This is a genomic window from Arthrobacter sp. LAR12-1-1.1 (genome assembly GCF_040676555.1).
Classification (GTDB): domain Bacteria; phylum Actinomycetota; class Actinomycetes; order Actinomycetales; family Micrococcaceae; genus Arthrobacter.
In genome coordinates this window covers 13,986-35,401 of the sequence record NZ_JBEGIG010000023.1, presented here as the reverse complement: position 1 = coordinate 35,401, position 21,416 = coordinate 13,986, and the positions used below count along the sequence as shown (strand labels likewise).

The window sequence follows — 21,416 nt, the reverse complement described above, 5'->3', positions numbered from 1 at the left end:
CATGCATCACACTCGCACAAAAAATGAAGGGGATCTCATGAAGAATCGCACCAAAATCGGTGGCATCACCGCCGTCGTGGCGGCGCTTGCGCTGACTGCCTGCGGCAGCGGTGGCGCCTCCACCACAGCTCAGAGCGCCAAGGCACAGGATGCCTCCGGCGATCTCAGCAAGCTCATCAGCGTCAACGCCAAGAACGCCGCCGACCTGCAGCAGGGCGGCACCGTGACGCTGCCCCTGGGCAACATCGGACCGGACTTCAACGGCTTCTCCAACGCGGGCAACTCAGCGGACAACACTGAATTGCACTACCCGATCGACGAGGCCGGCTACGTCGGCTGCTGGAAGCTGGACTTCGACGGCACCGCCAGCCTCAACAAGAACTTCTGCGAAGACTTCAAGAGCGAAGTCAAAGACGGCAAGCAGACCATCACCATCAAGGTCAACCCGAAGGCCGCCTACAACGACGGCACTCCGATCAACGCCGCCACGTTCGAAAACACGTGGAAGATGCTCAACGGCCAGAACAAGGACATCGACATCGTCACGTCCGGCGCCTACGAGTTCATCGACTCCGTCAAAGCCGGAACCAGCGACAAGGAAGTCGTTGTGACCACCACGCAGCCGGTGTACCCGCTCAGCGACATCTTCGGCGGATTCATCCCGCAGACCGTCAACACCCCGGAAATCTTCAACACCGGGTTCACCGGTGAAATGCACCCCGAGTGGATGGCCGGCCCGTTCAAGGTCGACAAGTTCGACTCTGCCGCGAAGACTGTCTCCCTGGTTCCGAACGACAAGTGGTGGGGCGAGAAGGCGGTCCTGGACAAGGTGATCTTCCGCCAGCTGGAGGCAAGCGCGGAGATCGCCGCCTTCAAGAACGGCGAGGTCGACATGGCCGACGGCCGCACGCTGACCAAGTACAAGCAGCTTGAAGGCACCAAGAACTCCGAGGTCCGCCGCGGTCAGCGACTCTTCGCGGGCGGCCTGAACCTCAACGCCCTGAAGGCACCGCTCACCGACGTCGCCGTCCGCAAGGCGATCTTCACCGCCGTTGACCGTCCGGCCATCCGCGCCGTCCGTTTCGGTGGCCTGAACTGGGAGGAGAACAGCTCGGGCTCGATGATGCTGATGCCGTTCTCGAAGTACTACCAGGACAACTACCCGGTCAAGGAGACGGGCGCCGACGCGGCCAAGAAGGTTCTGACCGAGGCCGGCTACAAGGCCAACGCCAAGGGCATCATGGAAAAGGACGGCGTCCCAGCGTCGTTCAAGATCACCAACTTCGGTGACGACCCCACCGCCCTCGCCACCGTGCAGACCCTGCAGAAGCAGCTGCAGGCGGCCGGCATGGAAGTTGGCATTGACCAGCGCGGCGACGCCGACTTCGGCAAGGTGGTTGGCAGCCGCGACTTCCAGCTCACCATCAGCGGCTACTCCGTCGGCGCCGACGCCACATCTGCGGTGAAGCAGTACTACGACTCCGCCACCAACGAGAACGAACTCGGCGATGCCGAGCTGGACAAGGCCATCAAGGACCTCTCCTCCATCCAGGATGACGCCCAGCGCAACAAGGCCGCCATGGACGTCGAGAAGAAGCACATGGAAAAGTACTTCTCCATGGGCGTGGTCATGAACGGCCCGCAGATCTACTTCGCCCGCACGGGCCTGGCCAACTACGGCGCCAGCCTGTTCCAGACACCGGACTGGAGCGTCGTCGGCTGGGACAAGAAGTAACCCCTGCCGACTAAGCAATACTGAGTAACAGTAGGCATTAACAACCAGCACGGCCGAGGCCGGCGCCCCTGGAAGCATCCGGGCGGCGCCGGCCTCGTTCGCTTGACCGGCCGCCCGCCAAGCAACCTGCCGGGTCCTGCAGGCGCGCAGGGCGGTAGCCTAGGCACCATGAGCAACGATTCAGCCAGGCCTATCCGCACCGCCGTCGCCGGTTTCGGCCTCTCGGGCAGCGTCTTCCACGCTCCCTTCATCGCCGCAAACCCTGCCTATTCGCTGGATGCCATCTCCACCTCCGACGCCGGCCGGCAGTCCGCCGCCGCGTCCAGCTACCCGGACGCCAGGCTCGTCGACACCCCGGCCGACATCCTGGAGCTCGCCGGCGGACTGGACCTGCTGGTGCTCGGCACGCCGCCCGCCACCCACTACCCGCTGGCGAAAGCGGCGCTGGAAGCCGGACTCGACGTCGTCGTCGACAAGCCGTTCGCCGTGCGCAGCGCCGAGGGGCAGGAACTCATCGACCTCGCCGCGCGGCTGGGCCGGGTGCTCACCGTGTTCCAGAACCGGCGCTGGGACGGCGACTTCCTCACCGTGAAAGCCCTCATGGACGCGGGAGCCTTCGGTACCGTGACCCGCTTTGAGTCCCGCTTCGAGCGGTGGTCACCGGACGTCCCCAAGGCGTGGAAGGCGGCCGCCACGGCGGACGACGGCGGCGGCGTGCTGTTTGACCTCGGCACCCACCTGCTGGACCAGGCCGTGCAGCTCTTCGGCCCGGCCACGGTGATCCACGCTGAACTGGCGGCCCGGCGGCCCGGCGAGAGGGCTGACGACGACGTCTTCGTGGCCCTGCGGCACAGCTCCGGGGTAACCAGCCACCTCTGGATGAACATGCTGTGCGCCCAGCAAGGTCCGCGCTACCGCATCCTGGGCAGCGAGGGCGGCTTCACCAAGCACGGCGTGGACCCGCAGGAGCCCTACATCGTGGCCGGCGGAAGCCCGCTGGACGCCGACTACGGCGTGGAAGATCCGGACTGGGCTGGGCTCCTGGGACGCGACGGGCATCTGGACCGGCTGCCCAACGAGCGCGGCGCCTACCCGGAGTTCTACCGGATCCTGGCCGCAAAGATCGCCGACGGCGGTGCCGCCTCGGCGCTGCCCGTCCCCGTCGACCCAGCGGGCCCGCTTCAGGTGCTGCAGCTGATCGAGCAGGCCCGGGAGCTGGCTTAGCCGCGGACTGGCCAAATTCATCCACCGATGAGGCTTCACAACTGTAACTTGCGTCACTATGGTCTAAGTCGTGGGTCTTCACCTATCTTGTTCGGGTGAACCCCGGAAGCGGTCTTCGGCAAAGACGCCGACGGTCGATTGGAGAGCGAATCCAGTGCGGCCGGCCGCTATCGTGTGCTGCCGCCCTGGCAGAAATGGAGCAGCACGATGCAAAAACTCAAAAGGCTCATTGCACCGCTGAGCACAGTAGGCCTTGCAGTGGGCTTGTTGGCCGGTGCGGCATATCCTGCCGCGTCAGCCGATGCCCCAACGGGCTCAATGCAGAACTACGTGGTCCTGTACAAGGCCAACAGTGTGTCGGATTCCTCGCTGAAGTCGGTCACGACAGCCGGCGGAACCGTGGTCCACAGCTATCCGGAAATCGGGGTGGCGATCGTGAAGTCGGACCGCGTCGGTTTCGGTTCCGCGCTGAAGGCCCGGGACGGGGCAGTCCAGGGCGCGGCCTCCACCGCCGCCTTTGGGGTCGCCATCGGCGACAGCGCCGCGGACAACACCGACGCCCAGGCGCCCGTCACGGCGGGCACCCCCGCCCCCGGAAGCGATAACCTGTCAGCCCTGCAGTGGGACATGGACCAGATCCAGGCACCCGCCGCCCGCACCCTCAACGGCGGAAGCGCTTCCGTGGTGGTCGGCGACATCGACACCGGCCTCGACTACACCCACCCTGACCTGGCCCCCAACGTCGACTTTGCCAAGAGTGTCTCCTGCGTCGGCGGCGTCCCTGACCAGTCCCCGTCCGCCTGGATGGACGACAACGGCCACGGCACCCACACTGCGGGGACCATCGCGGCCGCCAAGAACGGCATCGGCATGGTCGGCGTGGCGCCCAACGTGAAGATTGCCGGGATCAAGGCCGGCAACGCCGGCGGCTTCTTCTACCCCGAGGCTATCGTTTGCTCCTTCATGTGGGCAGCCGCCAAGGGGATCCAGGTCACGAACAACAGCTACTTCGCGGACCCGTATCTCTTCAACTGCAAGAACGACCCGGAGCAGCGCGCCATCTGGGAGGCCGAACGCCGTGCCATCCGCTTCGCCCAGCAGAGCGGCACCACCGTCGTTGCAGCCCAGGGTAATTTCTCGGACGACCTCGCCCACCCCTCCCGGGACGTCATGAGCCCGGACGACTCCACGCCGGTATCGCGGGAGATCACCAACGCCTGTGCCGTGGTCCCGGTCGAACTGCCGGGCGTCATCGGTGTGACGGCCAACGGCAATAAGGGCAACAAGTCCTACTATTCAAGTTACGGAGTCGGCACTGCCGATGTCGTGGCCCCCGGCGGAGACCGCCGTCTGCAGCTCACCCCCGCCGCAGTGAACGGTCGAGTCCTGTCCACCTGGCCGGCGTCCGCACCCTGCGCCGCATCGCTCAAGGTGGTCGACGCCGGTGCCGCGTACTGCTACCTGCAGGGCACCTCGATGGCCTCCCCGCACGTCGCCGGGGTTGCTGCTCTCGTGGTCAGCAGCGGTGTGAGCAACCCGGGAGCCGTTTCGGCGCGGATCACCACCACCGCCGACGGCATGGCCTGCCCCGACACCACGATGTACGCGCCGTTCCCGTCTGCGTCCAACGGTGCACCGCAGCTCTGCCAGGGCGGCACGGGCAACAACGGCTTCTACGGCAGTGGCCAGGTGAACGCCCTCCGCGCCATCGGGGGTTAAACGCAGTCGGCTGCTCCGATACCGCCGTTTTGGGGGTCCAAAAGGGCGGTTACGGGGCAGCCGATGCGGTGGCGCCTACGCGGAGACCAGCTGGTTACGCGGAGACCAGCTCGTGCCAGTCGGCGACGAGGGGCAGGTTATGCGCCTCGGAGACCGAGCGGTGCGCAACCTTGCCACCGGCGATGTTCAGGCCGGCGGCCAGGGCCGCATCGCGCTCGAACGCAGCCTTGACGCCCAGGTTCGCCAGCGAGACGGCGTAGCGCAGGGTGACGTTGGTCAGCGCGTACGTGGAGGTGTTCGGGACGGCGCCGGGCATGTTGGCGACGCAGTAGAAGATCGTGTTGTGGACCTTGTACGTCGGTTCCTGGTGCGTGGTGGGGTGGGTGTCCTCGAAGCAGCCGCCCTGGTCCACGGCGATGTCCACCAGCACGGAGCCGGGCTTCATCCGGGACACGAGCTCGTTGGTGACGAGCTTCGGGGCCTTGGCGCCGGGGATCAGGACTGAACCGATGACGAGGTCGGCGTCGACCACGGACTTCTCGATCTCGTACTTATTGGACGCGACCGTCTTCAGGCGGCCCTGGTACTGGGCGTCCAGTTCGCGGAGACGGTTGATGTTGATGTCCAGGATGGTGACGTCGGCGCCCAGGCCCAGGGCCATGGCGGCGGCGTTGGTGCCGGCAACACCGGCGCCCAGGACAACAACCTTGGCCGGACGGACGCCCGGGACGCCGCCGAGCAGCACGCCCTTGCCGCCTGCCGGGGCCATCAGGGAGGTGGCGCCCACCTGCACGGACAGCCGGCCGGCAACCTCGGACATCGGGGCCAGCAGCGGCAGGGTCCGGCCTTCCTGGACGGTCTCGTAGGCGATGGCGGTGACGCCGGAGTTGATGAGCGCCTGGGTCAGTTCCGGCTCGGCGGCCAGGTGCAGGTAAGTGAAGAGGATCAGGCCCTTGCGGAAGCGGTGGTATTCGGCCTTGACCGGTTCCTTGACCTTCATCACCATATCGGCGCGGCCCCAGACGTCGTCGGCTTCGGCGACGATCTCGGCGCCGGCGATCGCGTACTCCTCGTCCGTGATGCCCGAGCCCAGGCCCGCGCCGCGCTCTACCAGGACCACGTGGCCGTGGGTGCGGAATTCGTGGACGCCGGCCGCGGTGATGGCGACGCGGAACTCGTTGTTCTTGATCTCTTTGGGTACGCCGATGATCATTTGATAGCTCCAGTGGGTGTAGGCCTGTGGGCCTGGATGAGCGGGGGGATTCGTACTTCCAGAATAAATCCCGCTGTGAGGCACGCGACAGGTGCCGCTGCCGGGCGCCGGGCACTGGCCGCGTTATTCCGGGGTTTTTCAAATCCGGGAATAGACATTTGTCGAGACGGCGGGCGTCAGGTGTCGGCTCGTGTCCGTCGCGGATGCATTCGCAGTGCGGCCGGCCGGGGCAGTAGTCTGGCAGGATGCAGCAGCAGGACGTGGAGCAGCTCGTGGAGCAGGTGGCGCAGCGGCTGGGCCGCGGTCTCTCCCTCGAGGACCTCGACGGTCTGCTCCTCGCCTACAGCTCGAACCAATCGCATGCGGACCGCGTCCGGGTGAACTTCCTGCTCAGCAAGCGGGTCCCCGTGGACGTCATCGCATGGCAGCTCTCCCACGGGATTGCGACGGCGGTCCGGCCGGTCGTCGTGCCGGCCAACGAAGATCTCGGCATGCTGGGCCGCGTGTGCGTGCCGCTGCTGGTGCGCGGCTTCCGGGTGGGGTACCTGTGGGTCCAGCTCGACGCCGAGGAACCAAGTGCCGCGACCGTCCTCACCCAGCTGCAGGACGTGGCGCCGGAGCTGGAGCAGCTGTCCTCCCTGCTGCTGGATTCCAACACGGCCGAGTCCGAGTTCCGCCGCCGCCGTGAGCAGGAGTTCCTGGCCGCCTGCGCCGGCGAGGCCAACGCGGCGGCGGCCGTGGCGGGCTGGAAAGAGGTCCAGGGCAAGGGGCCCTGGCAGCTGGTGACCGTCCTGGACGCGGACGGCTGGGCAGGGGGCTCGGACCCCTTCGCCGACACACTCATTCACCGCTCCGCGGCGCTGCAGGCCACTATCGGCGTGGACGCCGCCCTGTTCAGCGCCGGTACCGAGACCCACGCGGTGGTGCTCTTCAAGGAATCCACAGGACGCGCGGACCACGCCCAGGTGCTGGTCCACTACCAGCTGGAACTCGCCAAACGCTCCGGACGCACGGTCCGGCGGATCATCCTGGGTACGAGCGAGGGATTTGCCAAGCCGCGGGAACTCGCCGAGGCCTACCGGCAGTCACGGCAGGCGGCCCAGGCCGCGGCAGTGGATCCGCAGCTGGGCGAGCTTGTCGACTGCCGGGCCACCGGCGTCTACCAGCTGCTGGCCTCGGCCGGCGGCGGCGCGGGGGCCTGGGCGGACGCGGGATCGGTGTATTTCCGCATCCTCGAGGACCATGACCGCAACCGCGAGCTGCTGCCGGTGCTGGAGCTGTTCTACGACAACGACGGTTCGGTCCAGGAAGTCGCGGCCAAGCTGCACCTGCACCGGAGCAGCATTTACAACCGGCTGGGCCGGATCCGCCAGCTGCTGGGCGTGGACCCGTTGAAGGGAATGGTGCGGTTGGAACTGCATGCTGCGCTCAAGGCGCGGCGCTGGGCGGGCCGGCCCAGAATCTAGCGGCGCGCTGTAGCCCTCGGGTCAGCCCTCGCGCTTGGAGGAATCGTCGAGGGCCAGTTTCGCGTCCTGGCCGGCGTCGGGACCGGTCTTGCGGACGGCGGTGCGGTGGCGGGAAATCCGGCTGTCCACCCAGAGTGACACCGCAACGAAAGCGACGCCGCTGGCCAAATAAGTGGCGGTGTTGTTCAGGCCCATCGCGGTTCCGAGGATGCCAGCGAGCAGCATGGCGGCGATCCCTGCCATGATGTGCCACCCTCTGAATTTACCCACAATTCAAGCGTAACCCGCGGCATATAAGTGTTTCCGCCCAGAAGCGGGATCGTTGCTTGATCCTTATCACCGCTTCATGAAGCATCCGTTCATGAAGCATCTGTTCCTTAAACACCGGCGCCCTCGCCATCATGGCCGGCCGGTGTCCCGGCGCCCGTACTATTCTTCTTCTGAGTTTCCAGCCACGCCATGATGTCGGCCAGCCGGATCCGTCGGTGCGTTCCGCGGTATTCGACGGGGATCTCGCCGCGATCGGTCATGTTCCGCAGGTACGTGTGCGAGATCCCCGCAAGCTCCGCGGCCCGGGACGTCGTCAGCATCTCCTCGACGCTGCTGACGGTCACGGACTCGCCGCGGCTGAAGCGGCCCAGCAAATCAACGACGGCGTCCCGCGCCGCGGGCGGCAGCCGGTGGACGGTGCCGTCGACGAACACCGTGATGTCGTCGCTGCCGTCGAGGGCGTACCGGAGTTTCTGCGCGTCCTCGGCCGGGAGGCCGGCCGTCACCCGCGGAGCTATCAGTGCCATGAGTGCATCCTAGCGGCTGCATCGCAGCGGATGGGCCCGCCGGTGGGCCCACCCGCGGCCCCTCCTGCGGACCAGCGGTTACAGCCCAAGGTCCTCCAGGACCGGCAGTTTTGCCCGGACCCATGCCCGGGCCTCGGTTGCGCTCGGCGCCGACAAGGCCAGCTTGGCCAGCTCCTGCGTTTCGGCCAAGGTGACGGTCTTCAGCACGGCGGCGACGGCCGCGATGGACCGCGCGGTCATGGACAGTGTGGTGACGCCCAGCCCCGTGAGGACGACGGCGAGGGCCGGGTCCGCGGCGGCCTCGCCACACACGCCCACCGGCTTGTTGTGCCCCTCGGCCGCCGAACCCTCCACTGTCAGGCCCACGAGCCGCAGCACGGCCGGCTGCCACGGGGTGTTCAGGGCGGCCAGGGGGCCGAGCTGGCGGTCGGCGGCCATGGCGTACTGGGTGAGGTCGTTGGTGCCCAGGCTTGCGAAGCCGACTTCGCGGAGGATGGCCTCTGCCGTCAGGGCGGCCGAGGGGACCTCCACCATGACGCCGGGGGTCCTGATCCCTGCCGTGGCGCACAGCGAGGCAAAACGGGCCGCCTCCTCCGCGGTGGAAATCATCGGGGCCATCACCCAGACATCGGCCTCGGACGCCTTCTCGGCCTGCGCAATCGCCTGCAGCTGGCGCTCGAGGACCCCGGGCGTGGTGAAATCGGTCCGGTAGCCGCGGACACCCAGTGCGGGGTTGGGCTCGGTGGCGTCGGTCAGGAACGGCAGCGGCTTGTCCGCGCCGGCGTCGAGCGTGCGGAGCACCACTTTCTTGCCTGGGAAGGCGTCGAAGACGCCCTTGTAGGCGGCGGCCTGTTCCTCCACGGTCGGTTCGGTGTCCCGCTCGAGGAAACAGAACTCGGTCCGGAACAAACCCACTCCCTGGGCGTTCAGGCCGGCCGCGACCACGGCGTCCTTGGCGCCGCCGACGTTGGCGAGGAGCGGAACGAGGTGGCCGTCCGACGTCGTGCCCGTCCCGTCAAAAGCGGACAGCAGCGACGCCGTGGCGGCCCAGTGGGCTGCTGCCGCCCGCTGGGACTCATCCGGGTTCGCGGTGATGAGGCCGGCCGCGCCGTCCACGTACACCTCCGTGCCGTCGGCGAGTTCGTCGACCCCGACGGCGGCGACCACGGCCGGCAGGCCGAGCGAGCGGGCAATGATCGCGGTGTGGGACTGCGGTCCGCCGCCGGCGGTGACCAAGGCCAGGACCTTTTCCGGATCCAGGGTGGCGGTGTCGGCCGGGGCCAGGTCCTCGGCGATGAGGATGAACGGAGCGGAGGACACGGGAATTCCCGGCGCGGGAACTCCGCGCAGTTCCGCCACGATCCGGGACCGGACATCCAGGACGTCCGTGGCGCGCTCGGCCATGTAGCCGCCGAGGTTGTGCAGCATTTCCGAGACGGAGGCGCCGGCTTCCCAGATCGCCCGCTGCCCGGACGTGCCGCGGACGATCAGTTTGGCGGCGGATTTGAGCAGCATGGTGTCGGTGGCCATGAGGGCCGTGGCCTCGAGGACGGCCTTGCCGTCGCCGGTGACGGTCTCGGAGCGGGCCTTGAGTTCGTCGTGGACGGATTTCGCCGCGGCCTTCAGTGCCGCCGTCGCGTCTTCCGCCGTGACGCCGGCGGGAAGCTGCTCTCCGGCGGGCGGTTCGCTGATCGGTTTGGGCATCTGCCGGATGGTGCCGATGATGCGGCCGGGGCTAACGCCTACTCCTGGGAAGTTCTGCACTGAAGGTCCTCATTCTCTGTCGTAGGCCAGTGGCCACTAAGCCGGTAAATCAGGTGCCGCTGACCCTGGGGATCATTTGTGCCTGCGGCTGACGGCTACGTCAACGGGCGGGTCACGGCACCTGCAAAAATTGTATGTGATGCAGTTCATATAGCGTTGCTATAGGTGCTAGGGTAGCGGTTATGAGTATCGATGGCCAGCTACCACCCAAGGCCCGGCTGCTGCGCGCGGCTGCCGAGCTTCTGGCCAACTCAGGCGGATCCGCAGTCTCGACCCGCCAGATCACACAGCTGGCCGGTGTTACGGCACCGACCCTGTACCACCACTTTGGTGACAAGGAAGGGCTGTTCGACGCCGTCGTCGCAGCCGGTTTTGACGAATATGTCGCGGGCGAACGTGACTTCGCGCCCTCTGGCCAGCCGCTGGAGGACATCCGCCGGATGTGGGACAACCACGTCCAGTTCGGGCTGAAACAGCCGGAACTGTATCTCGTCATGTTTGGCAATATCCGCCCTGAGAGCCGTCCGGCGATCGTCGCCGATGCCGAGGCCCTCATGGAGGAGATGCTCAACAAGGCGGCAGTCTCCGGCCAGCTCAACGTCCCGCCCAAAGAGGCGGCCAGGTCCATCCTGGCGGCCAACGTGGGCGTGACCCTCATGCTGATCGCGGAAAAGGTGCCGGAGCGCAACCTCGAGCTCTCCTCCATGACCCGCGACGCCATGATCTTTGCGGTTTCCACCGAGCAGGCCCGGGACAACGGCTCTGTTGACAGCGGAAAATCCTCAGTGGTTGTGGCGGCCATCGCATTGAACGCAGCACTCCAGGCGTCCCACTCGGACCAGCTCTCCAGCTCAGAACTCAAGCTCTTCCTCGAATGGCTCCACCGGATCTCCACCAGCTAGCTCGGCGAAATTATCGGACCATCCTGCAAAGCAGCGGGAACGACGGTTAGGAATTCACATGGCAACAGAGACAGTTGCGAAACCACGCACCAGCGTGCGGGTACACGTCCAGAAATTCGGGACGTTCCTCTCAGGAATGATCATGCCCAACATCGCCGCCTTCATCGCCTGGGGCTTCATCACGGCACTGTTCATCCCGGCGGGCTTCTTCCCCAATGCGGAGCTCGGCAAGCTTGTGGGGCCGATGATCACGTACATGCTCCCGCTCCTGATCGGCTACACGGGCGGCCGGATGGTCTACGGCGTGCGCGGCGGCGTGGTGGGTGCGGTGGCCACCATGGGCGTCATCGTCGGTACCGACATCCCGATGTTCATCGGCGCCATGATTCTTGGCCCGCTCACCGCCTGGATCATGATGAAGCTGGACAAGATCTGGGAAGGCCGCGTGAAGCCCGGCTTCGAAATGCTGATCGACAACTTCTCGGCAGGCATCCTTGCCGCCGCCATGGCGGTCGTCGGCATGCTGGTGGTCGGCCCGGTGGTGAAGGCATTCAGCAATGGTGCCAGCGCCGTGGTCGAATTCCTCGTCCTCAACGGCCTCCTGCCGTTCACGAGCATCTTCATCGAGCCCGCGAAGGTCCTGTTCCTCAACAACGCCGTCAACCACGGCATCCTCACCCCGCTGGGCACGCAGCAGGCACTCGAGCAGGGCAAGTCCATCCTGTTCCTGCTCGAAGCCAACCCCGGTCCGGGCTTCGGCATCCTGCTCGCCTTTTCAATCTTCGGCAAGGGTCTGGCCAAGGCGTCCGCGCCGGGCGCGGCGGTCATCCAGTTCGTCGGCGGCATCCATGAGATCTACTTCCCGTACGTCCTGATGAAGCCGATGACGATCTTCGCAGCAATCGGCGGCGGCATGACCGGCATCTTCACGCTCGTGGTCACCGGCGCCGGACTCCGGTCCCCGGCAGCCCCGGGCAGCATTATCGCGGTCTACGCCTCAACAGCCCGCGACAGCTACGTCGGCGTGACGCTCTCCGTGCTGTTCGCCACCACGGTGTCCTTCCTCATCGCCTCGGTGATCCTGAAGGCCAGCAAGGCGCCCGCGGAAGACGACCTCGACCAGGCCACGCACCGGATGGAGGCCCTGAAGGGCAAGAAGAGCTCGGTTTCCGCGGCCCTGATCGGTGAGGGCGTGGGTGCCAGCGGCGTCGCTGTCCTCGCAACCCCGATCAAGAACATCGTCTTTGCGTGCGACGCCGGCATGGGCTCCAGTGCGATGGGCGCCTCGGTGCTCCGCAACAAGATCAAGGCCGCCGGTTTCCCGGACGTCAAGGTCACGAACTCCGCCATCGCCAACCTCACCGACACGTACGACGTCGTCATTACCCACCAGGACCTGACCGAGCGGGCCAAGCCCGCGACCGCCAGCGCCGTGCATGTCTCCGTGGACAACTTCATGAACAGCCCGCGGTACGACGAGATCGTGGAGTTGGTCGAGGCAAGCAACACGAGCGGCGAAGCGGCCCCGGCCGGCGCCCCGGCCCCTGCTGCCGCCGTCGAAACGCCGGAAACCCCCGCAGGGGCCGAGCCGGACGCCGAGACGGGTCCCGCAGGCATCCTGGTGGCCGAAAGCGTGGTCCTCAACGGCACCGCCACCACGCGGGACGCCGCGATCGACGAGGCCGGGCAGCTCCTGCTGGACCGCGGCGCCGTCGACTCCGGTTATGTGGACGCCATGCACGAACGGGAGGAATCCGTCTCCACCTACATGGGCAGCTTCCTTGCGATCCCGCACGGCACCAACGCCGCGAAGGACCACATCATGAAGTCCGCGGTGTCGGTGATCCGCTACCCGAACGGCATTGATTGGAACGGCAAGGAAGTGAAGTTCGTGGTCGGCGTGGCCGGCGTCAACAACGAACACCTGCACATCCTGTCCTCGATCGCCAAGGTCTTCACCAACAAGGCCCAGGTGGCCCAGCTTGAGGCGGCCACCACGGTTGACGAAGTGCTGGCCCTCTTTGGAAAGGTCAACGACTAGTGAAGGCTGTTCATTTCGGAGCCGGAAACATCGGGCGCGGATTCGTGGGCCTGCTGCTGCACGAGGCCGGGTATGAGGTGGTGTTCGCCGATGTCGCGGACGCCCTCATCACCGAGCTGGCCGCCGCGGACAGCTACCAGGTCCACGAAGTGGGAGAGAATCCCGCAGTCCGTACCGTCGATAACTTCCGTGCGCTGAACTCCGGCATCCAGGAAGCCGCCGTCGTCGCCGAAATCGCCACGGCGGACATCGTCACCACCGCCGTCGGGCCGCACATCCTGAAGTTTGTGGCGCCTGCGATCGCCAAGGGGATCGCGGCCCGCGCCCCCGGGCTGGCGCCGCTGCAGGTGATGGCTTGCGAGAACGCGATCAACGCGACCGACATCCTCAAGTCCGAAGTTGCTGCCCAGTGGGATCCGGCCGCCGGGTCCTTGGACGCTGCCGCCGTGTTTGCCAACACGGCGGTGGACCGGATTGTGCCCAACCAGGAAGCCGGGCAGGGCCTGGACGTCACGGTGGAGACGTTCTATGAATGGGTGATCGACCGTACGCCGTTCGACGGGAAGGAACCGGTGATACCGGGCGCGACCTTCGTGGACGATCTGGAGCCGTACATCGAGCGGAAGCTGTTCACCGTCAACACGGGGCACGCGGCTGCAGCCTACTTCGGTTTCGAGGCCGGCCTGGGCAAGATTTCCGAGGCCATGGCCGATCAGGACGTCGCAGCCGACGTGCGCGCCGTCCTGGACGAAACCAAGGAGCTGCTGGTGGCCAAGCACGGCTTCAACCGCGGGGATCAGGAGGCGTACGTGGAGAAGATCCTGGGCCGCTTCTCCAACCCGCACCTGCCGGACACCGTCAACCGGGTGGGCCGCGCCCCGCTGCGCAAACTCAGCCGGCACGAACGCTTCATCGGCCCCGCTGCCGAGCTGGCCGAACGCGGAATTGTCCCCGAAGCGCTGCTCGGGGCGATTGCTGCGGCCCTGCGCTTCAACGATCCGGCCGACGCCGAGGCCGTGGAGCTGGCGAAAATCCTCTCCGCGTCCACGCCGGACGAGGCCACGGAGACAATCACCGGCCTGGCAGCGGACCACCCGCTCTTCGCCGCTGTCTCCTCCCTTATCGAGGAGGCCAAGGCCGTCGTCTGATCAACGCCCTAGCTGGGCCGACGCCGGAACTCACGTGAGTTCCGGCGTCGGCGTGTTTTCCGTTGCCCTATCACTTATGGTTCCCATTCGCCGGTTTTAACGACCAAGAGTGATAGGGCAACTCGCCTTCCTTGACCGTTAGGTTGCCTAACTGTTAGGCTACCTAACTATGAACGCCAGTGAACCGGCTGACCCCGGCCTTCTTGCTCTCGCCCAGGACTTCCGCGAGGCCCTCCGCCACAGCATCTACCTCGTCCGCCGTCTGGATGCCGACGGCGAACTCAGTGCCGCCCAGCTCAGCCTGCTCAAGATGCTGATGGACGCCGGACCCGCAACAGGCGGCCGTGCTTCCTCCGCCAGTGGAGTGCGTGTGGGCGAAATCGCCCGAAACCTCGGCGTTAAGGTGCCCAGCGCCACCGAACAGATCATCAAGCTCGAGCGTGCCGGCCTCGCCCGCCGGGAACCGGACCCCAACGACTCCCGCGCCGTCCGCGTGACCCTCACGGAAGCCGGCCTCGCCGCCGTCGCCGCCGCCAATGAGCGCCGCAACTCCGTCATGGCCGGCGTCCTCTCGTGCCTTTCGGACGACGACCGTGCCGCCCTCGCCGCCGCCCTTCCGGTCATCGGCAGGATCAACGCGACGCTCCAGGCCTGATATTCCACCGAACTTCCCATCATTGAGGAGTGCCCCCATGTACGGCCACCCCGCCGACACCTTGCCGGCAGCCGAAGTTACCCTCGAGGCCGAGAAGGCCTCGCTGCTCAAACAGCCCAAGGCGGTGTGGGCGACGGCCCTCGCGGCGGTGTTCGCCTTCATGGGCATCGGGCTGGTGGACCCCATCCTGCCGGCGATCGCCAAAAACCTGGACGCCTCCCCGAGCCAGGTTTCGCTGCTCTTTACGAGCTATTTCCTGGTCACCGCCGTCGCCATGCTGATCACCGGCTACGTCTCCTCCCGGATCGGCGGGAAGCGGACGCTGCTGATTGGCCTGGCGGTGATTGTCGTGTTCGCCTCGCTGTCCGGCACGTCGGGCAGTGTGGCTGAGCTCATCGGCTTCCGGGCCGGCTGGGGACTGGGCAACGCCTTGTTCGTGGCCACGGCACTGGCGGTGATAGTCGGCGTCGCCAGCGGTGGTCCCGGCACGGCGATCATCCTGTACGAGGCCGCCCTTGGCCTGGGAATTTCCCTCGGCCCGCTCCTGGGTGCTTTGCTTGGCGGCTGGCAGTGGCGCGCCCCGTTCTTCGGCACCGCCGTGCTGATGGCCTCCGCCTTCATCGCGCTCATTGCGCTGCTGCCCAAGACCCCGCTGCCCGAGCGGAAGGTCCGGCTCCGGGATCCGCTGCTGGCCCTGGGTCACAGGGGTCTGCGGAGGACGGCGGCCAGCGGCCTGTTCTACAATTACGGCTTCTTCACCGTCCTCGCCTTCACGCCCTTCATCCTGGGCATGGACGCCTACGGAATCGGCGGCGTGTTCTTCGGCTGGGGTGTCGCCGTCGCTGTCTTCTCGGTGTTTGCCGCCCCCGTGCTGCAGAACCGCTTCGGAGCAGTCCGGGTCCTCATCGGCACACTGGTCCTGCTGATGCTGGACCTCGTGGGACTGGGCCTGGCCGCCGGGCACTCGGTGCCCGCCGTCGTCGTCCTCGTGGTCATTTCCGGTGCGCTCCTAGGCGTCAACAACACCATCTACACGGAGCTGGCCATGGGCGTTTCCGATTCGCCGCGGCCGGTGGCCTCCGCCGGCTACAACTTCGTGCGCTGGATGGGCGGCGCCCTGGCACCCTTTGCCGCCGCGCAGCTGGGCGAGCACTTCGGCCCGCAGGTGCCCTTCTTCGCCGGCGCGCTGGCCATGGTTGCCGCGATTGCCGTGGTCTTCGGCGGCCGCCGCTACCTCACGTCGCTGAGTGCAGCGGCGACCTCACACGGCGCCGGCTCAGGCCCTGGCGGACTCCTTCGCGGAGTCTTGGGCGGACTCCTTGGCTGAACCCTTCGGGACGAACAGGGTTTCGGCCTGTTCCAAGGACATGCCGTTGGTCTCCGGCACCTTGAACATCACGAAGAAGAACGACGCGGCCGCGAACAGCGCGTACATGGCGTACGTCAACGGCAGCGAGGCCGCGGCCATGACGGGGAAGCTCAGGGTGATGGCGAAGTTGGCGGTCCACTGTGCGGCCGCGGCCAGGCCCAGGGCGCGGCCGCGGATGCGGGCCGGGAAGATCTCGCCCAGCAGCACCCACACCAGCGGGCCCCAGGAGGCGCCGAAGCTGATGACGAAGACGTTGGCGGCGACCAGCGCGGCCGGACCCCACGCGCCGGGCAGCGAGATCGCGTCCCCGGACCCGGTGGCCGAGCTGAAAGCGAGGGCCATGGTGCCCAGCGAGAGGGCCATGCCGATGGAGCCGGCCAGCATGATGGGACGGCGGCCGATCCGGTCCACCAGGGCGATCGCGACGAGCGTCACCAGGATGTTGGTGATGGCGGTGGCCACGGAGATGGTGAGCGAATCCTTTTCCTGGAAGCCCACGGCCTTCCACAGGGTGGTGGAGTAGTAGAAGATCACGTTGATGCCGACGAACTGCTGCAGCACGGACAAGATGATGCCGATCCAGACCACCGGCTGCAGGCCCAGGGCCTTGCCGCGCAGGGATCCCTTCTGGCCGGCGAGCTTGTCCTCGTCGATCGCCTTCTTGATGTCGCGCAGGTGCCGGTCCGAGTCCTCGTTCGGGGCGATCGACTTGAAGACCTTGAGGGCTTCCTCGTTCTTGCCCTGGAAGACCAGGAAGCGCGGCGATTCGGGCAGGGTGTACGCGATCCAGCCGTAAACGACGGCGGGGACGGCGGCGGCCATGAACATCCATCGCCACGCTTCCAAACCAAACCAGAGGGCCTGGTCGGCGCCGCCGGCCGACGTCGCGAACAGGGCGTCGGAGAGGAGGGCAGCGAAGATGCCGGTGGTGATCGCCAGCTGCTGCAGCGAGGCCAGGCGGCCACGGACGTGGCGGGGGGAGATCTCGGAAATGTAGGCCGGAGCGATCACGGAGGCCAGGCCGATGCCGAGCCCGCCCACCAGGCGCCAGAAGATCAGGTCCCAGACGCCGAACGCGAACCCGGTGCCGATGGCGCTGACGAGGAACAGCAGCGCGCCCAGCTTCATGGCCGGGATCCGGCCGTAGCGGTCGGCTACCTTGCCGGCCAGGTAGGCGCCTGCCGCGCAGCCGAGGAGGGCCACGGCGACGGCGAAGCCGGTCACGGCCTCGCTGAGGGCGAATTCGTCCTTGATCGCGTCGACGGCGCCGTTGACGACGGAGGAGTCAAAGCCGAAGAGGAAGCCGCCGACGGCGCCCGCCACGGCCAGCCAAATGACCCGTTTCGGGATCTTGGCGGCGGTCTGGTCCTGGGTGATGGTCATACGGCTCCCTTGGCAGTTCGCGGTCCACGGCCTTCGCCGCAACTACCCAGTCTTACACCGGACCCGGCGTGCCGCCTGTCACAACCACCGGAAAGTGAGATGAAACATACACTTTGCCGGTGCCGTCGTCTGCGCCTGCCGGGCCGGAACCGAAGGCGTCACGCAGAGCAGGCTTTCGGCGTCGGGCACCCCGTCCGGCGGCCCGGTCTGGCGGCCCGGTTTTACGGCAGACGACGGCGACAGGCAGCCCAGAAGACTGCCTGCCGTGACGTGTACTGCCGTGTTCGTGTTCCAGCGGTCGGAACCGCCCTAGTGGGCTGCGGCCGTGGCGACTTCCCTGGCGGCCACTTTCGGGTCCGTGAGTTTCTTGTTCGGCAGGGCGAAGGTGATCAGGAAGGCGATGCCGGTCAGTACGGCGGCCGTGAGCATGACGGCGTCGATCGACTGCGCGAAGCCCTCGGTGATGGGGCGGGTCAGCGTCGGGTTGGCGGTGTGCAACCAGCTGGTGTCGTTCAGCGAATCGTTGCTGGCACCGTTTTTGAAGAACTCGTAGAGCTTGGCGTTGGCAGGGTCTGCCGCCACGGCCGGGTCCTTGAGCACCTTGAGGTAGTCCGCACTCTGCGCGGCGTCCTTCATGCCCGTGGCGATCTTGTCCGCCGCGAGGCTGAAGAGCATCGAGATGAACACCGCCGTGCCCACCGCGCCGCCCATGGAGCGGAAGAACGCGGCGGAGGAGGTGCCCACACCCATGTCCTTCGACGGAACGGAGACCTGCATGGCCAGCGTCAGCGGCTGCATGCAGAAGCCCAGGCCCAGACCGAAGAACACGGCGATGGCGCCCGGTACCCACAGCGGCGTGTCGACGCCGAGGGAAAGGCCCATCACGACGGCGGCCGCGGTCAGGACCGCCGTGCCAAGGATCGGGAAGATCCGGTACGTGCCCGACGCCGAGATGGTCCGGCCGGCCGTGATGGAGCCCGTAAGGATGCCCACCGTGAAGGTGATCATCATGAGGCCGGCCTCCGTGGGCGTCAGGCCCTTGACCAGCTGCAGGTACATGGGAAGCATTGCGATGGCGCCGAACATGCCGATGCCGATGATGAAGTTCAGCAGCGAGGACAGGCCGAACGTCATGTTCTGGAACAGCCGGAGCGGGATCAGCGCGTAGTCGGCGGCATGCCGTTCGGCCAGCAGGAACGCGATGATGCCTACGACGCCCAGGCCGTAGCAGAGGTAGGAGTTGGCGGAGCTCCAGCCCCAGCTGCGTCCCTGTTCGGCGACGAGAAGGAGCGGAACGATCGCCAGCGTGATGGCGGCCGCGCCCCAGTAGTCGATCTTCTGCTTCACATGCTTGGCCGGGAGGTGCAGGTACATGAAGACCACCGTCAGGGCGGCCAGGCCGATCGGGATGTTGATCAGGAACACCCAGCGCCAGCCGTCGATTCCGAGGATGGTCTCGGTGCCGGCGAAGGCGCCGCCGATCACGGGGCCCAGGACCGAGGATATGCCGAAGACCGACATGAAGTAGCCCTGGTACTTGGCGCGGTCCTTGAGAGCCACGATGTCGCCGATGATGGTCAGGGCGAGGGCCAGCAGGCCGCCGGCGCCCATGCCCTGGATGCCGCGGGCGATGGCGAGCTCCGTCATGGAGTGGACCGAGCCGGCGTAGAGCGAGCCGACGAGGAAGATCAGGATGGCGATGAGGTACAACGGGCGGCGTCCGAAGATGTCGCTGAGCTTGCCGTAAAGCGGCGTGCTCACCGTGGAGGTGATGAGGTACGCGGTGGTGGCCCAGGCCTGCAGGGAAAGGCCGTCGAGGTCGTTGGCGATCGTGTAGATCGAGGTGGACACGATCGTCTGGTCCAGCGAGGACAGGAACATGCCGAGCATGAGTCCCACCATGACGGTGATGGTCTGACGGTGGGTCAGGACCTCTCCAGCGGCGCGCGCGGAGGTGGCTTTGGACATGACTGCTCCAAGGTGAAGGGTGGGGATCAAGCGGATAGTTGCTTTCAGTAACTATGTTACTGGCTCAAATGTTCCCGCCACTACCTCGCCTGCGAAAAATGTCCCCGGCGAAAAATGACCTCAGAGAAGAAAGTCCTCAGCGTTCGACCAGGATTCCGTCCGGGTCGCACCAGATCATCGCACCGGGGCGGATGGCCACGCCGTCGATCTCCAGGGGCACGTCGATGGCCCCGGCGCCTTCCTTGGCGCTCTTGCGCGGATTGCTGCCCAGCGCCTTGACCCCGAGCGGCAGCCCCGCGATAGCGAGCCGGTCCCGGATGGCGCCGTTGATAACGACGCCGGCCCAGCCGTTTGCGACGGCACTCGCCGCGATCATGTCCCCCATCAACGCCGTGCGGAGGGAGCCGGCGCCGTCGACCACCAGCACGGAGCCGTTGCCGGCAGTGGCCAGCACCGACTTGACCAGCGCGTTGTCCTCGAAGCACCGAATGGTCCGGACCGGCCCGCTGAAGTGCGACCGGCCGCCGAGGGACTGGAACTGCACGGCCAAGGAGCTGAGCTCCTCGCCGCGCTCATCGTAGAGGTCGGCGGTGTTGACGGCGGATGCGTTCACTGGTTCTCCCTGGCTGAAACGTAGACGGCGGATCTTGATCCCCACGATAGTCTGGCCCCAGACAGATCATCAGCCTGAGTCGCCAGTTCCGGGGGGGAACCACATGAGCTTGTCCGACCTACCGAGCGCAGCTCCGACGTCGGCGGCGCTTGCCGAGCCGGAACGGCGTGTCCGCCCGGTCTGGACCGCCGGCGTGGTCCTGGTCAACCTGGGCATCAATGCGGCGTTCTTCGGCCCGATCCAGGTGCTGCTCGGCCAACAGGCGGCCGCGTTCAGTGAAGGGGACAAGGAAGCCATCCTCGCCCTTGTGACGGGCGCCGGCGCCGCGGTATCGCTCGTGGCCAACCCCCTCTTCGGCGCCTTCAGCGACCGCACCACCTCCCGGATGGGCCGCCGCGTGCCGTGGGTGCTGTTCGGGGCGGTCCTTGGCGCCGCAGCCCTTATCGCGCTGGCCGGGGCGCCGAACGTCGCCGTCATGACGCTGCTCTGGTGCCTCGTGCAGGCCGGCTGCAACGGTGCCTACGCCGCCATCACCGCCGCCATCCCGGACCGGGTGCCGGTCCCGCAGCGCGGCACGGTGGGCGGACTGGCCGCCATGGGCCAGACGGTCGGGATACTCATCGGCGCGGTGATCGCCGCCGCCGTCACGGGAAACTTCGCCGCCGGATACGTGGTGTGCGCGGTGGCGCTGCTGGCCGGCGTCGTGCTCTATTACTTCAAGAACGACGACATTCCTCTGCCCGCGCAGGCCCGTCCGCGGTTCGGCCTGGCCGGTTTTGTGCGGGGCTTTTGGATATCCCCGGCCCGCCACCCGGATTTTGCCTGGGCCTGGCTGACGCGGCTGCTGGTGAACATCGGCAACCACATGGTCACCCTCTACCTGCTGTTCTTCCTCAACGACGCCGTCCGGGTCCGCGAAACCCAGGGCATCGAGCCCGAGTTTGGCGTCCTGATCCTCACGGGCCTGTATGCGGTCATGGTGATCGTCACCAGCGTGATCGGCGGCCGGGTGAGCGACCGGATGGGCCGACGGAAGCCGCTGGTCATCATCTCCTCCGCAGTGATCGCAGCGGCCTCCCTCATTCTTGCGTTCGCCCCCACCTGGCCGGGCGCGCTGATCGGCGCGTCTGTGCTCGGCATCGGCTTCGGCTGCTATCTCGCGGTGGACTTCGCCCTCATCACCCAAGTGCTGCCCACTGCCCTGAACCGGGGCAAGGACCTGGGCGTCATCAACATCGCCAATTCACTGCCGCAAGTGCTTGCCCCGCTGATCGCGTATCCCTTTGTGGCCCTCTGGGGCGGCTATGTTGCGCTGTATGTCGCGGCCGCCGTAATTGGGCTTCTCGGCGCCGTGTTCGTGGTGAAGATCAAGGGCGTGGACTGAGCCGCGCGTCCCCGCTCAAGGGGCTTCCGGGGCCC

The 21,416-nt window shown here is 66.8% G+C and carries 17 protein-coding genes; 10 read left to right on the top strand and 7 right to left on the bottom strand.

The window, feature by feature from the left end; translation table 11 throughout:
• Positions 1 to 37: 37 nt before the first annotated feature.
• The 3 genes from MRBLAR12_RS13045 (at position 38) to MRBLAR12_RS13035 (ending at position 4,678) form a co-directional block, all read left to right on the top strand.
• A complete protein-coding gene (locus MRBLAR12_RS13045; protein ID WP_364746541.1) occupies positions 38 to 1,735 on the top strand; it encodes an ABC transporter family substrate-binding protein in 1,698 nt (565 codons plus the stop codon).
• A gap of 168 nt (positions 1,736 to 1,903) precedes the next feature.
• Positions 1,904 to 2,959 (top strand): Gfo/Idh/MocA family protein, encoded by a 1,056-nt coding sequence (locus tag MRBLAR12_RS13040; RefSeq protein WP_364746539.1) that lies wholly within the window; start codon positions 1,904 to 1,906, stop codon positions 2,957 to 2,959.
• Between the two features lie 207 nt (positions 2,960 to 3,166).
• Positions 3,167 to 4,678 (top strand): S8 family serine peptidase, encoded by a 1,512-nt coding sequence (locus MRBLAR12_RS13035; protein WP_229991956.1) that lies wholly within the window; start codon positions 3,167 to 3,169, stop codon positions 4,676 to 4,678.
• A gap of 94 nt (positions 4,679 to 4,772) precedes the next feature.
• Here the strand turns inward: MRBLAR12_RS13035 and ald are convergent, their stop codons facing one another.
• Positions 4,773 to 5,891, bottom strand: a complete 1,119-nt coding sequence (gene ald, locus MRBLAR12_RS13030) for an alanine dehydrogenase (protein ID WP_364746537.1) — start codon at positions 5,889 to 5,891, stop codon at positions 4,773 to 4,775.
• 245 nt (positions 5,892 to 6,136) lie between these two features.
• Between ald and MRBLAR12_RS13025 the strand changes: the two genes are divergently transcribed.
• Positions 6,137 to 7,357, top strand: a complete 1,221-nt coding sequence (locus tag MRBLAR12_RS13025; RefSeq protein WP_229991962.1) for a PucR family transcriptional regulator — start codon at positions 6,137 to 6,139, stop codon at positions 7,355 to 7,357.
• Between the two features lie 21 nt (positions 7,358 to 7,378).
• Here the strand turns inward: MRBLAR12_RS13025 and MRBLAR12_RS13020 are convergent, their stop codons facing one another.
• The 3 genes from MRBLAR12_RS13020 to ptsP form a co-directional block, all read right to left on the bottom strand.
• Positions 7,379 to 7,600 carry a hypothetical protein gene (locus MRBLAR12_RS13020; RefSeq protein WP_364746535.1) on the bottom strand — a complete coding sequence of 74 codons (222 nt, stop codon included), beginning with the start codon at positions 7,598 to 7,600 and terminating at the stop codon, positions 7,379 to 7,381.
• A 134-nt stretch (positions 7,601 to 7,734) separates the two neighbouring features.
• Positions 7,735 to 8,154 carry a helix-turn-helix domain-containing protein gene (locus MRBLAR12_RS13015; protein ID WP_229991964.1) on the bottom strand — a complete coding sequence of 140 codons (420 nt, stop codon included), beginning with the start codon at positions 8,152 to 8,154 and terminating at the stop codon, positions 7,735 to 7,737.
• 78 nt (positions 8,155 to 8,232) lie between these two features.
• The gene (gene ptsP, locus MRBLAR12_RS13010) at positions 8,233 to 9,918 is read right to left on the bottom strand and encodes a phosphoenolpyruvate--protein phosphotransferase (RefSeq protein ID WP_229991966.1); all 1,686 of its coding nucleotides are present in this window, start codon (positions 9,916 to 9,918) and stop codon (positions 8,233 to 8,235) included.
• 182 nt (positions 9,919 to 10,100) lie between these two features.
• On the opposite strand from ptsP, the gene MRBLAR12_RS13005 reads away from it, so the two are divergent.
• The 5 genes from MRBLAR12_RS13005 to MRBLAR12_RS12985 all read left to right on the top strand — a co-directional run bounded on the left by MRBLAR12_RS13005 (position 10,101) and on the right by MRBLAR12_RS12985 (position 15,991).
• The gene (locus tag MRBLAR12_RS13005; protein ID WP_229991968.1) at positions 10,101 to 10,820 is read left to right on the top strand and encodes a TetR/AcrR family transcriptional regulator; all 720 of its coding nucleotides are present in this window, start codon (positions 10,101 to 10,103) and stop codon (positions 10,818 to 10,820) included.
• Positions 10,821 to 10,878: 58 nt separating this feature from the next.
• Positions 10,879 to 12,861 carry a PTS mannitol transporter subunit IICBA gene (locus MRBLAR12_RS13000; protein ID WP_229991969.1) on the top strand — a complete coding sequence of 661 codons (1,983 nt, stop codon included), beginning with the start codon at positions 10,879 to 10,881 and terminating at the stop codon, positions 12,859 to 12,861.
• Entirely contained in the window at positions 12,861 to 14,009 is a 1,149-nt protein-coding gene (locus MRBLAR12_RS12995; protein ID WP_229991970.1) for a mannitol-1-phosphate 5-dehydrogenase, read from the top strand. Before MRBLAR12_RS13000 ends, MRBLAR12_RS12995 begins: the two co-directional genes overlap by 1 nt.
• Before the next feature lie 169 nt (positions 14,010 to 14,178).
• Positions 14,179 to 14,664 (top strand): MarR family winged helix-turn-helix transcriptional regulator, encoded by a 486-nt coding sequence (locus MRBLAR12_RS12990; protein ID WP_229991971.1) that lies wholly within the window; start codon positions 14,179 to 14,181, stop codon positions 14,662 to 14,664.
• Between the two features lie 37 nt (positions 14,665 to 14,701).
• Complete coding sequence (locus MRBLAR12_RS12985; RefSeq protein ID WP_364746531.1) at positions 14,702 to 15,991, top strand: MFS transporter; 1,290 nt, start codon at positions 14,702 to 14,704, stop codon at positions 15,989 to 15,991.
• On the opposite strand, the gene MRBLAR12_RS12980 is transcribed toward MRBLAR12_RS12985, so the two are convergent.
• From MRBLAR12_RS12980 to rraA, 3 genes are all read right to left on the bottom strand, one after another.
• Positions 15,941 to 17,416, bottom strand: coding sequence for a sugar porter family MFS transporter (locus MRBLAR12_RS12980; protein ID WP_364746529.1), 1,476 nt, complete (start codon positions 17,414 to 17,416; stop codon positions 15,941 to 15,943). The two genes, MRBLAR12_RS12985 and MRBLAR12_RS12980, sit on opposite strands and share 51 nt — an antisense overlap.
• A gap of 309 nt (positions 17,417 to 17,725) precedes the next feature.
• A complete protein-coding gene (locus MRBLAR12_RS12975; RefSeq protein WP_229991975.1) occupies positions 17,726 to 19,384 on the bottom strand; it encodes an MDR family MFS transporter in 1,659 nt (552 codons plus the stop codon).
• Positions 19,385 to 19,520: 136 nt separating this feature from the next.
• Entirely contained in the window at positions 19,521 to 19,997 is a 477-nt protein-coding gene (gene rraA, locus MRBLAR12_RS12970; protein WP_229991976.1) for a ribonuclease E activity regulator RraA, read from the bottom strand.
• 103 nt (positions 19,998 to 20,100) lie between these two features.
• Between rraA and MRBLAR12_RS12965 the strand changes: the two genes are divergently transcribed.
• The gene (locus MRBLAR12_RS12965; protein ID WP_229991977.1) at positions 20,101 to 21,381 is read left to right on the top strand and encodes an MFS transporter; all 1,281 of its coding nucleotides are present in this window, start codon (positions 20,101 to 20,103) and stop codon (positions 21,379 to 21,381) included.
• Positions 21,382 to 21,416: the final 35 nt, after the last annotated feature.